11 protein-coding genes are annotated in these 11,841 nt (G+C 48.8%); 5 read left to right on the forward strand and 6 right to left on the reverse strand.

Annotated elements, in window-relative coordinates:
* Positions 1–65: 65 nt before the first annotated feature.
* Complete coding sequence (locus AC286M_RS16895; RefSeq protein ID WP_488205497.1) at positions 66–2,009, reverse strand: protein phosphatase 2C domain-containing protein; 1,944 nt, start codon at positions 2,007–2,009, stop codon at positions 66–68.
* 418 nt (positions 2,010–2,427) lie between these two features.
* Between AC286M_RS16895 and AC286M_RS16900 the strand changes: the two genes are divergently transcribed.
* Together AC286M_RS16900 and AC286M_RS16905 are read left to right on the forward strand one after the other, a co-directional pair.
* Positions 2,428–2,853 carry an NfeD family protein gene (locus tag AC286M_RS16900; protein WP_488205498.1) on the forward strand — a complete coding sequence of 142 codons (426 nt, stop codon included), beginning with the start codon at positions 2,428–2,430 and terminating at the stop codon, positions 2,851–2,853.
* Positions 2,854–2,895: 42 nt separating this feature from the next.
* The gene (locus AC286M_RS16905; protein WP_488205499.1) at positions 2,896–3,861 is read left to right on the forward strand and encodes an SPFH domain-containing protein; all 966 of its coding nucleotides are present in this window, start codon (positions 2,896–2,898) and stop codon (positions 3,859–3,861) included.
* 201 nt (positions 3,862–4,062) lie between these two features.
* Here AC286M_RS16905 and AC286M_RS16910 read toward each other — a convergent pair whose 3' ends face one another.
* The 4 genes from AC286M_RS16910 to AC286M_RS16925 form a co-directional block, all read right to left on the reverse strand.
* A complete protein-coding gene (locus tag AC286M_RS16910) occupies positions 4,063–4,944 on the reverse strand; it encodes a hypothetical protein (RefSeq protein ID WP_488205500.1) in 882 nt (293 codons plus the stop codon).
* Positions 4,944–5,591 (reverse strand): ParA family protein, encoded by a 648-nt coding sequence (locus AC286M_RS16915; RefSeq protein ID WP_488205501.1) that lies wholly within the window; start codon positions 5,589–5,591, stop codon positions 4,944–4,946. The genes AC286M_RS16910 and AC286M_RS16915 overlap by 1 nt, the downstream gene beginning before the upstream one ends.
* Before the next feature lie 431 nt (positions 5,592–6,022).
* On the reverse strand, positions 6,023–6,766 hold the full coding sequence (locus AC286M_RS16920; RefSeq protein WP_488205502.1) for a phycocyanobilin:ferredoxin oxidoreductase: 744 nt from the start codon (positions 6,764–6,766) through the stop codon (positions 6,023–6,025).
* Positions 6,767–6,963: 197 nt separating this feature from the next.
* Positions 6,964–8,433, reverse strand: coding sequence for a hypothetical protein (locus AC286M_RS16925; RefSeq protein WP_488205503.1), 1,470 nt, complete (start codon positions 8,431–8,433; stop codon positions 6,964–6,966).
* Between the two features lie 265 nt (positions 8,434–8,698).
* Here AC286M_RS16925 and AC286M_RS16930 point away from each other — a divergent pair, with 265 nt between their 5' ends.
* From AC286M_RS16930 to AC286M_RS16940, 3 genes are all read left to right on the forward strand, one after another.
* Positions 8,699–9,610 (forward strand): urease accessory protein UreD, encoded by a 912-nt coding sequence (locus AC286M_RS16930; protein ID WP_488205504.1) that lies wholly within the window; start codon positions 8,699–8,701, stop codon positions 9,608–9,610.
* A 554-nt stretch (positions 9,611–10,164) separates the two neighbouring features.
* Positions 10,165–10,608: an IS200/IS605 family transposase gene (gene tnpA / locus AC286M_RS16935; RefSeq protein ID WP_488202591.1), complete on the forward strand. Its 444-nt coding sequence runs from the start codon at positions 10,165–10,167 to the stop codon at positions 10,606–10,608.
* A 70-nt stretch (positions 10,609–10,678) separates the two neighbouring features.
* Positions 10,679–11,104, forward strand: a complete 426-nt coding sequence (locus AC286M_RS16940) for a hypothetical protein (protein ID WP_488205505.1) — start codon at positions 10,679–10,681, stop codon at positions 11,102–11,104.
* Between the two features lie 128 nt (positions 11,105–11,232).
* Here the strand turns inward: AC286M_RS16940 and AC286M_RS16945 are convergent, their stop codons facing one another.
* Positions 11,233–11,685: an ATP-binding protein gene (locus AC286M_RS16945; protein ID WP_488205506.1), complete on the reverse strand. Its 453-nt coding sequence runs from the start codon at positions 11,683–11,685 to the stop codon at positions 11,233–11,235.
* Positions 11,686–11,841: the final 156 nt, after the last annotated feature.

Consider the following 11,841-nt stretch of genomic DNA (forward strand, 5'->3'; position numbering starts at 1 on the left):
AATCCAATTTGTTTTTGTGAAAGCTAAGCCAAGCCAAGCTTTCACAAAAACAGGGGTGGCTGATTTTATTCTGTAACGTCTGATGTGGACTCTGATCCAGGATCATCTGGATCTATGGTCGAACGGTTAAGCTGCCACCAGGCAATGGTACCGACCAATACTGTGACCAGAAGCGCGATCGCAATTCTGGCCACCCAGAACATGAGCTGTCGCTGTGGTGCAGGCGGCACGGGCTGATTCAGATCGGCAATGACCTCATCATCGGCTCCGGCTTCACCGTAGAGCAACGCGCGGGAGGCTTCTGTTAGCTCCGACTCCGGCGGTTCCGGTGCAGGTTCGGGCGCGGTCGCAGGTAGGGATGTGCCGGGATACCGAACTCCAGTTTGGTAGTGCATCAGCACGACGGCGATGTTGTCGTGACCGTTCTTTTCATCGGCTAGGTCGATCCAGGAGTTGACGACCGACTCCAGCGGCACCATTTCTTTGCTGATTAAGCCAATAAATCGCGCCCAGGACTGTTCGACCCGGTTGCCGTCACTCAACCCATCCGAGCAGAGCAGCAGTACCCCATCTTCATCCAGAATCAGCCGCTGAATGTGGGGATGCAAGAAGTCCGCATCGCGCGTTCCCAGCGCTTGAGTGAGCGCCTCGGCATTCTCTTTTTGCAGGGCAGCGGCATAGAGTGCTCGTCCGGCCTGGGTTTCCCGTGCGGCAATTACGTCGTCAACGGTCAGCAAATGACAGCCATTGGGCGTAATCCAGTAGGCTCGACTGTCTCCCACGGAGGCGAGATATAGCTCATGGGTCTGTCGCCAGCCATCGGCGGCTTGAATCCGCTGCGGCACCACTAGCGCCATCACCAGGGTTGTGCCCATCCGCTGTCGTTCTGCCCGACCGTAGGCATTGTTCTGAAAGTCAATCAGATTATTGACCACCCGAATCGAGGCTTCAATCTGGCTGATGATCGTATCCGGCGAAACCAGATCCGGCTGTTCGGCAATTTCTTTGAGTAACGCCTGCATTTGGGGACGCAGAGATCGCACGGCCATCTGGCTAGCCACCTCGCCGCCTTCATGACCGCCGATGCCGTCGCACACAATCGCCAACTGAGGCACTCGGGCCGGATCGTCCGGTGGCAACAGCTTCAGTTCTTCCGTATCGGGATAGCAGCAGTCTTCATTACGCGATCGCAGTCTGCCTGTATCTGTTGTGCCCGACACCGTTAAACGCAGCGGTAATTGCGATGCCTGCTCCAGCAGCAGATGATTCAACTGGCGTCGCACCTGTTCGAGGGAGGTTTGACCTGCTTTCATCTGATCCACGATGCTCTGTAGCGGCTGCATGACAGCGGCTTGAGCTTGAGGAATCCAATCTGTCCAGAGTTCAGCTAAAATCTTCAGCGCTGTTTCCGGCGGAATCAGGTCAGCCGTAGGATTGGGGATTAACTCACACAGCCGTAATCGCCAGCCATCGACCCGTACTCCTTCCAAGTTCAAAACGCTTTCAGAAAGCTGCAAGTCTGCTAAGTCAAACCACAACTCCAGCATTTGCCAAAGCCAATACACTTGCCGCACGGCAGGCGCTCCTGGCCACTGTTTATAGAGTGCGGGACGCAACTGACCTTTAAGGTCAAACGGTACGTTGTCCAGCAGCAAAATCGCATCGTTCGGGGATGCTGTATTTTTGTCGCTGTACCAAATCTCATAGAGTCCCGGTACGTGAAACCGATGAAAATGAGCCTTTAAGTAAGGTAAGGCGCGAGCCGGAACCGTGTCTGGAGTTTTGGGTGAGGCCGCAGGCCGGAGATTGAGCCAGGTACGGGGAGCCGCGACATAGTAGTGATCGCCCAAAACGGTGCCGACGCTGTATTGATCAGCATTGTCCCCAACAGCCCATAGGTAGCGATAGGGCAGTGGAGTTTCACACTGGATGCAAACGCGCTGCCCAAGCGGATTCTCCGCAAACAGGCAGGATTCCTCAACGCATTGGATTCGAGGCTCAGCAGTCATTACAGATCACCCAGGCAGACAAACAGAGAATAGGCGAGCTTAAAAATTAAAGCGATTCGGCAGCGAATTTTCAAGCCTAGGTTAGGCTGGAAGCGGATGCAACCGTTTGGGGGTACACCCTAAGGGGTTACGCCCTACTATAGGCGCGATCGCACCTAATGGTTCTCGATCAGTTGTGATATGCAACTAAACTCAAAAACTGGTAGCTCCAAAATCATTACCTTATACGAAATCCAGCTAGAAAGAACCCGAACTATTTTTTGTAAAAGTCAGGCCATGCCTGACTTTTACAAAAAATAAAAACTGGTTTTTATCAGCGGATTTCATATAAGCACCACTATCTGAGAACTTATCGGGAAAATCGGTTGCAGACATTGAATATATCTACAGTGGCACAGAGGTTTGTGCAAAACGACTCATGAGTTCACCTATGTTTTGGGTCGTGGTAGGACTCGTGTTCTGCCTGATGGAACTATTTCTACCCACCGCATTCATCGAATTTACGCTTGGCATCAGTGCATTAATTGTGGCCGCTGTGGCCCTCATTATGCCGAGCTTTGGCGCACAGGTCGTCCTGTGGATTGCGTTATCTGTACTTTGCAATCTATTACTGCGGCGCTTTTTGCCCACGTCAACTCCCAGAGAGCTGGAAGAAAGTCGTGAAGCTCGTACCCTGACGGCAATCCCGCCTGGAAAAACGGGACGGGTGATTTACGAAGGGAATTCGTGGCAGGCCCGCTGCGAAGATGACGAAATTGCGATCGCAGCGGATGAATCGGTACATGTCGTGCGGCGCAAAGGCACAACTCTATATGTTTTGCCAGATCGCTTATTGCGCCCATAATTTAGGCGTTTGACTCGCTACAGTAGTTTAAGGAGTTTCAACATGAATCCGTTCGCTTGGCTCATTGTTCTGGTTCTGGGTGGCAGCACCGTCGCCAGTTCGGTCAAGATTATTAACCAGGGAAATGAAGCTCTGGTGGAAAACCTAGGCCGTTACAACGGCAAGAAACTCGGCCCCGGTCTGAACATTGTCATTCCCGTCGTGGAGCGGGTTGTCTATCAGCAAACCATTCGGGAGCGAGTACTGGATATTCCGCCGCAGCAGTGCGTCACCCGCGACAACGTCTCCATTACCGTAGACGCAGTGGTGTACTGGCGGATTATGAACATTGAAAAAGCCTATTACAAGGTCGAAAACCTCCAATCTGCAATGACCAACCTTGTTCTAACTCAGATTCGATCTGAGGTCGGCAAGCTGGAGCTAGATGAAACCTTTACTGCCCGATCGGAAGTAAATGAGATTCTGTTGCGGGAACTGGATGTTGCGACCGACCCTTGGGGCGTGAAAGTCACTCGGGTAGAACTGCGAGACATTGTCCCGTCTAAAGCCGTGCAGGACTCAATGGAGCTGCAAATGGCCGCTGAACGGCGCAAGCGGGCCGCCATTCTCACCTCCGAAGGTGAACGGGAAGCAGTCGTCAACTCCGCCCGTGGTGCGGCAGAAGCCCGCGTCTTAGAAGCCGAAGCTCGGCAAAAGGCTGTCATTCTAGACGCCGAAGCAGAGCAGAAAACTATCGTCCTTAAAGCTCAAGCTCAGCGCCAACAGGAGGTGCTGCGGGCACAGGCCACGTCAGAAGCGATGCAGATCATCACGAAGACCATTAGTGCTGATCCACAAACGCACGAAGCCTTGAAATTCTTGCTCACGCAGCAGTATATGGCAATGGGAGCTGAGATTGGCACCAGCAACAGCAGCAAGGTGATGTTTATGGATCCCCGCAATATTCCCGCGACAATTGAGGGAATTCGGGCAATGGTCGGCAACACTGAGAATGGTTCAGCCAGCTAGCATAGGCTATACCAGTTCTATGAGCGAGTGTTACAGACGGGACAGTGCTGAAAATTAGTTTGTAGTCACAGTGTAGAGAAACGGTATTAACTCTTGCGAGCTGTTCGCCAGCATTCGCAATCAGTGATATTTCAATCCATGTGAGATCCTCTGAGTTCCCGGTAATAGGAATTCAGAGGATTTTTGTTCAGCACTCACAACTTAATCAACCCAACCGATGTCATCATCCGACAACATGCTGTTCTGAGTCGATTTAGCTGGGACGACAGACTGTCGCCGGAGCCGCTTCGGTTCAGGATGGTAGTACGACTGAGGATTAATGCCGTGACTAGCGACCGGGCGGGCTGGATTAGTGTCTTCCAGCTCAGGCACACTTTCTGGCTGTGCAGTCAAAGATGCTGAGGTGGCAACCGGACGCTGAATTGGGCCGCGACGAGGCACTATTGCTGCACCCGGGCGGGCTGGGGCTGGTGTTGAACGGGCTGGGACTGGAGCTGAAGCGGCTGAAGACTGTAGATTTTGATTGACTTCTGTAAGCTGCAAAATCGTTTGCTTCGCTTCTGCGAGTTCCTGTTTCAGCTGCTGGGTTTGGTTTAGTTCAGTCTGAAGCTGGTGCGTTAACTTTTGCTGCTGCTTCAGTTCAGCCTGCAAATCTTGAATTTGTTGCTGTGTCGGATCAAGCTTTGCCTGGAGCTGTTTAACCAGAACAGATTGCTCTTGTAAGTCAGCCTCTAGATCTTGCACCTGCTGATTGAGGGTTGATTCTGTTTCCCGTGCTGCATCCAGCTTAGATTCTAAATCGGTAATCATGTCGTTCAGCTCAGCTTTAGTAGTGCGGCTGGAGCGTTTAACGTGATCATCAGTGTCGTCATCCGCTTCATCGAAATCCGCCTCACTAGAGGTAGTTGAGGATTGATCCGATGGTTGATCGTCTACGTCTACTGCGGTGGTGTCTACCGTTGCGATCGCAGCATTTGTTTCAACCTCTGGCTCTGCATCGTTCGACTGATCAGGTGATTGATCAGTCGAGTCTGGGGCTTGAGCTTCTTCTCGTAATAAATCAGATAAGCGTTTCTTAGCCATTATGACCTCCAATCCTGCTGAATTTCGTTGGCAACTTGGCGATAATCTGCTTCGGCAGCGCGGCTTTGTTTGCCCCGCCATCGTACAATGGATGTCCCTTCTAATGCAGCCCGTTCATGGGCTTTGTAACTGCGGATAAATCCCTGGCAAGCGGGGATTTGGCATTCCGCCAGCGTCTCTTGAGCTTCTTGTGTTTCGCGAATGCTACGCGGATCGACGCGCGTCAGTAAGACTCGATAGCTTACCTTAGCGGGCTGCACGGCTGTGCGTACCGTTTCAATCAGTGCGGCCAAGTCCATTGCCGCTGGAGGGGTCGGCAGCAACAGATAGTCGGCGGCAGGAATAACAGCGGCCAGTGCCGCCGAAGCTAACGCCGGGGGCGTATCCACCACAATCAACTGGTAATCCTTCACCTGATGCAGTTCTCGCAGCAGTTCTGGATCGGTTTCCTGGGCCAAATCGAAACCCATGCCAGTGCGATCGCGATTGACCCACCAGCTTGCTGATCCTTGCGGATCGGCATCAACTAACAGAACAGACAGCTTTTCTGCCCAGACAGCGGCTAGATTCACTGCGGTCGTTGTTTTGCCAACACCGCCTTTGCCGTTGAGGACAACCAGAATTTTGGGCGCAAGAGATTGATTCACCGATGGTCAAACACAATGAAATAAAGCAGAAATGTATTTGGAATTCACGATTTTCTGCGGCTTCTATACCTAAGAATATCGAGATTTGGCAGCCTCAGAACGAAACCTTAACGTTTCTCCGATAAATTTCAGTCCGAGGTTTAGGCAAACCCGGTTTTAGAGGTATCTGAGGACATACTCTCAAACACCTATTCCCACAGCACGAACTATACCGCAGGTGCAGGAGCCGATTTTGTTTGATCGATGTTGACGAGACGTAAGAACTGATGGTGTTGGTCTTAGATTTCATGGATCTCATTGAATATAGGTGTAAGGGCGGGTTTAGCCGCTAGCTGATCGGCCTGAGTCCAAGCGAATCAACAAAACCCGCCCCTTGTCGTTAAGTGAAATTCAGCCAATCAATCCAAAATCTAAAATTCAAAATCTAAAATCTATTCGTCTGGTAAATCAAACAGCACCGTCGTCATATACCGCTCTGCCCAGGCTTCACCGAACGCTTTTTCCAGCACTCGCCGCGTCTTGTCGTTTTGGCGCTGTTGGGTGCAGTAGCGCTGCTGACCCGCCAAAATCTGCGATCGCAACTCCGGTGTTGCCGCTGTCGCCCGTGCCTGCTGGCAGTGAACGGTTAGCATCTGGGTCACGTAGCCCAGAAATGCGGCTTCTTCGGCTTCGCCATCGGGCCGGATGAACAGGCACACTTCGGAGAAAATATCGCCCCAGGTGGGCAAATCGCGCCGCTGGGAATAGTCAAACTGGGGCAAGTTGAGATTGTCTTTATAAGAAGCCGAAAGCTGACGGTCGGGACTGGTGGGGGAGAGATCTGCGATCGCGGCGCTAATTTGGCCTCGACCCCCGACGAGGTCGCAGCCGAACATTGGCAGGGCATATTCAGGATTGGGGAACATGACGCAGTGCAGAATGTCCAGCGACGTGCCGACCCTCGCCAGTTCCAGGTGCATTTTGCGAAATTCGGGCGACTGGTAGCAGCGATTTTCGATAATCAGCTTTTCCCCTTCTAAGCGGCCTTCGACGTAGCCCAAATCCTCAGGCAGTTGATAGGGCGACAGTTCCAGATGAGTGTGCCAAGTAGACTCAATCACGTCGGCCAGTTGACGAATCAGGGAATGTTGCTGCTGGCGCAACGATTCAGAAGAGGGAGAAGAAAGCGCTGACATGTTAAAACCAGAGTGCTAAAGAATGCGATTCTTTCAGAAGTAGCAGGATTTGGCGACCCGCTTAAATGGTTTCGTAGTGATTCTTAACGGTCTGAGCAGCGCGATCGCACCTTGAGCTAAAGGATATAACTTATAACCATAGAGTTTGAGTTTTCAGATTTCAGATTTTGATCGCACTAAAGCTGACATGAGGTTGCCTAGCGGCTACCAATTTGCTGAGGATCAAAATCTCCTAAAGGATGTTTTTGAAATAAGAGAAAAACTTTATTTCCAACCATTTCTCCTAATTGAGGAGTGATCTCAATCATCCTATCTCTAAATGCTTCAACACTATCTAACTTGAATGGTGCTAGCAGTTTTTGAGCATTCTTGATTCGATAAGCTTCAACTAAGTATCGTGGTGTTTGCTTTAAATAGATAAGACTCCATGCTGTCCAGCCCGGAAAACCATATGTCAAGTCAGTTTCTTGAAATGCTGCTCTCAAAAGCAAAAAGCAGTCAGCATCTATGAACTGTTGTATCGGGACGATTTCAGCAAAAGCACCTTGAGTATGGCGCTCATTCAGTAAATCGGCATGAATAGATACTCGATTAAGATTCAGGCGCTGATTTCTATGTCTTAAAGATTCAAGATATGAGCATATGCAAGTGAATGTAGCAGTAGTACGCTGATCGCTATTATCAGGTTTCAGAATATAAAAGTCTTTATCTAAAACCTCTGCTAGAATTTCCCACTGCTCTTCACGAATTAAAAACGAGGCAAATATGGTAAAAAATTCATGTCCTACAAACTTGTAAAAATCAAACGCCATTCTATAAAATGAACCAATGTAATTGGCTGGTGTATGATAACGATTAATAATTTCCTCAAATCCCTTACACAAGGCAACTGCGGCACTTGAGGATTTCATAAATGCAATAGTTTCAGAAAGACCAGCAAACTCTATACCTAATTCAACAGTTTGAGCTATGGAATCCACAATCATTTGGTCAGAAACGCTTGCTCTAAAGTCCGGAGCTATAGAATCTAGCTGCTCAACCAGATAACTCATATATCTTCGAATTAGAATCTCTTGATTTGGTTGAGAGTTTTCAATGGCTGCTTTTGCTTCCTCGACTGTAGATAGTGGCTGAACGACTTCTTCACTTTCAGTTGCATATAAATTTTGATTTGTAAAAACAAAATTTATAGCCTTGTATAAATCTTTTTCAAGCTTTCTACGCTCTTCAGCCTTCTCTGTTGAATTTTCTAATATGTTGTAAGAAATCACTCGCCTCGTTCGCAGATCGAACGGAAGATATTCCCTTACTCCAAATGCCATATTCATAACCATAATGACTCGTTCTGAGCCAAGTGTTTTAATTGCATATCCAAGCTCGATTAGAACATTTGGATTTGGCGTTAGGCGAGAATTGCTTCCCGGATTAATAATCGAAACATCGCATACAAAGACATCTGCTTGCTCAATCTTGGCAAAAATAGTACTTGCGATATCAGGAGAGCCTGGAACACCCGCTGTATCTCGATCTACAACTGGTTTGACTTCTATAGAGTCATCACTATGAATCGACTTCACTGCGTTTTCGAGGGCTTTTTGTATGAAGCCACGGTTAGTCGAGTTGGGTAAATCAGACTGCCATGAGTAAAAAACTTTGCACTCAGCCATATTAATGTATCTGTACTATTTCTACGGCAAAGATAGCACTACTATTTCTTGATGCAGGTTCGGAAAACCGTCTACTTAATAGGTTCTATGGCCATAGCGCAATCGCTCATTTCTTATATGGTGCATTGCTGATATGAAAACGCACTACACTGTGCTTATTTACTCCTAGATCTACTAAAGTATTAACTTAGGACATTTATTAATAGTGCGTTATACATTGCCAGTGCACCCTACAAGATCTGTGACATGCTGGGAGCAAATTGGAATGAACAATTTGGGTGATTATCAATTTAAGGGAAATGCAACTGCGATCGCGATCTCACCTTCCTCTGCGAATCCTAAATCCGGTTGGCGCGGCAAGCTGGCGCTTAATTACGCCGTTGCAGACGGTCAAACTCGCCTCATTCATCCCGAAACCCAAGCCCCGCTGCGGATTCAGCGACCGTTTTACCCAGAAGGAGCCGAAGTTTGCCACAGCGTCATGGTGCATACGGCGGGCGGCATGGTCGGCGGTGATCTGCTGGACTATCAGATTCGGCTCCAGCCCCAGGCTCATGCCCTGATTACCACTGCTGCGGCTCATAAGGTTTATCGCAGCACAGGTGCGATCGCGCAGCAAACTACCCAGATCCAAATTGCGGAACAGGCCAGTCTGGAATGGTTCCCCCAGGAAACGATTGTGTTCAACGCGGCGCAGTTTCAGCAGTCCTTGCGAGTCGATTTAGCAGAGAATGCCATCTGGTGCGGTTGGGATATTACCCGCTTCGGGCGCAGTGCTAGAGGCGAACAGTTCACCGAAGGAAATTGGCGATCGCACTTGGAAGTGTGGCAAGCAGGTCAACCGCTTTGGATTGATCGGCAGCGGCTAGAGGGTAGCCTGGCTCGAATCCAGAGTCCCCACGGTTTGAATCGTCAGTCTGTCGTCGGCACATTTGCGCTGGTGGGATATGCGGTTACGCCGGAGCAGGTTTCACAGGCGCGGCAGATTGGACTGTCGTTGCTGGGAAAATCTTCTGATCAGCAATCCGACATTGGTGTGACTCGTTTGAATCACGGTATGCTCTGTCGCTACCGAGGGACATCTAGCCAAGCTGCTCGCCGCTGGTTTGTCGCCGTTTGGCAACAACTGCGACCTGACTATTTAAATCGACCATCCTGTATGCCCAGAGTGTGGTGAAGAACAGATCAATCGTATAAATACTGGCTCCTTTCTTTAGGTATTTATAAATACGTAAATCCAGATATGTCTTAACCGTATAAACACGGTTGAATTAAAATGTTGTGCAGTGGTTAAGTTCAGTGCTATCGACCAAGCTAATTGACCGAATAAAGGGAATCCTAGTAATTAGGAATGATGACTGATCTAGGTTGAACTCGTTTCATCTATTCAGTGATCTGTACAAAACAATCATTGTATTTATGAAACATTAATTACATTCATCTAGTCAGTATTAACTGATTACGCTGAAAGGGAATGGTCGATGTCACATGCTACTAAGTTGGATTTTTTTGCCACTGCGATCGCACTAACAGCCACTATCATCGCAGTGACCGCCAGCTCAAACTGGCAAACTACAGGGAGCATCGAACCATCATTTGAGATTGCTAATTTAGAATCTCAACCCCAGTCCACAACCTTACCGACCTCAGCCCCGTCATTTTGGTCTGTGCTTAAATCGATTGAATCTCTTGGGGTCCATTCCCCGCCGCTCTGCGGCGTAAGATCTAAGAATGAGTGAGTACATCCACAAGAGTCATAACGTAACAGTTTTGCTATACCACTTAGTGTTTCCAGCAAAGTATCGACGGGTTGTGTTTGATGAGCAAGTAGATGCGGTTCTGCGAGAGGTCTGCCTCGAAATCGAGAAACGCTACGAGGTGAAGTTTGTCGAAATTGGAGTGGACAAAGACCATGTCCATTTTCTAGTGCAGTCCGTGCCGACCTATAGTGTGACCAAACTGGTAACGATGCTGAAAAGTTTAACTGCACGAGAAGTCTTCAAACGATGCCCTCAAGTGAAGCAGAAACTTTGGGGAGGCGAGTTTTGGAGTGATGGATATTTTGCGAGTACAGTAGGCCGCCACGGGGATGAAGGAATGATCGCCAAATATGTTCAAGCCCAAGGCAAAGATTACCTCAAATTGCATCGGGATAATCAACTTGCTCTTTTTTGATTCTGATACCCCGTCCGCTTGCGGCGGGGTATTTCATTTACCAAAATCAATATCATCAGACAATCAACCGTTGATTCGACAGGCAGCCGTTTACGGATGGATAAAGCCTGCATTAGCAGATTCGGCCCCCAAATCGTTAACGAGTGAGTTATCCGACACCGCACCAGCGGAGCTAAATGAAACGCTTGCTTATTTGAATCAACTTAAAACCTGCACGCCGTCTGAAGCTCAACACATGAGTGTTGAACGGCAAATTTTAGGTTGGCAAGGAAATCAATGTACTGTAGAAGCCCGATTTGCTGCGATCGCACATGATGGTGCCATCATTCATCAAACGCGCACCTGCCAATTTAACCAAGCCGAGATTAATCAACTCACCGCAACGGAGGTGGTGAATACGTTACAGGCTGGTGAAATGACTGGATTATACGAGCTGAGCCAACGGCTCAAGTCAATCACGGATTCATCTTGCATGACCACAGACGCTCAGTTTTAATCCTGCGTTTGTAAATCTATAAAACCTCAGACGGGAGATTTTGCAGCTGCAAAATCTCCCGTCTGAGGTTTTGTGTAACCTATAAGCCTTATTGGGCTGTTTAATTAAAACTAAATTTATTCAATTACTCATTCAATCAGCGGATCGCGTCTACAGCCCTGCAGAATTTTGCTGAGGCGGAGTTCAGTTCCGTGCGTATTCCACTGAACTTCGTCAAAAATCTGATAGAGTATCTGCAGTCCACGCCCGCATTCGCTAAGCTCGGACTCTATCTCGTCCAAATCAGGAGAATTGACGCAGGTCGTCGGCGGTGCAAATCCTCCGCCCTGATCCGATATAATCCACCAGTGCTGACCGCTTGATTTGGAATACCGGACAGAAACCTGCTTCTTCGGGTCTAAATCGTTACCATGCTTGGCCGCGTTGACCAAAGCTTCTTGCAGCCCCAACCGAAGCTCCGATTTCCATCGCGCAGGAATATCCTTTAGCAATAGATCCAAAATCGGACAGAGATAAAGGGTCGAAGCAAAGCTCACCGTACCCCATTCAAGTTCAGTCGCACGCGACGAAATGGCTATCACTCAAAACCTCTCAGTTTTCAAGTGCCCAATCCCCTGCATACCTGTAGAAGTGACCGACTAAAAGCGATCTACAAATATGCCAAGGCTTTCTAATAATGAAGTCCATACTATTGGACTCATCTGTCTCATAACATTCTGTACAGAATGCTACAGCAG

The sequence above is a fragment of the Thainema salinarum CENA647 genome (assembly GCF_057732415.1).

Coding starts and splice junctions, on each gene's coding strand:
- AC286M_RS16895 (WP_488205497.1), bottom strand. CDS start 2,009: ATGACTGCTGAGCCTCGAATCCAATGCGTTGAGGAATCCTGCCTGTTT.
- AC286M_RS16900 (WP_488205498.1), top strand. CDS start 2,428: ATGAGTTCACCTATGTTTTGGGTCGTGGTAGGACTCGTGTTCTGCCTG.
- AC286M_RS16905 (WP_488205499.1), top strand. CDS start 2,896: ATGAATCCGTTCGCTTGGCTCATTGTTCTGGTTCTGGGTGGCAGCACC.
- AC286M_RS16910 (WP_488205500.1), bottom strand. CDS start 4,944: ATGGCTAAGAAACGCTTATCTGATTTATTACGAGAAGAAGCTCAAGCC.
- AC286M_RS16920 (WP_488205502.1), bottom strand. CDS start 6,766: ATGTCAGCGCTTTCTTCTCCCTCTTCTGAATCGTTGCGCCAGCAGCAA.
- AC286M_RS16925 (WP_488205503.1), bottom strand. CDS start 8,433: ATGGCTGAGTGCAAAGTTTTTTACTCATGGCAGTCTGATTTACCCAAC.
- AC286M_RS16930 (WP_488205504.1), top strand. CDS start 8,699: ATGAACAATTTGGGTGATTATCAATTTAAGGGAAATGCAACTGCGATC.
- tnpA (WP_488202591.1), top strand. CDS start 10,165: ATGAGTGAGTACATCCACAAGAGTCATAACGTAACAGTTTTGCTATAC.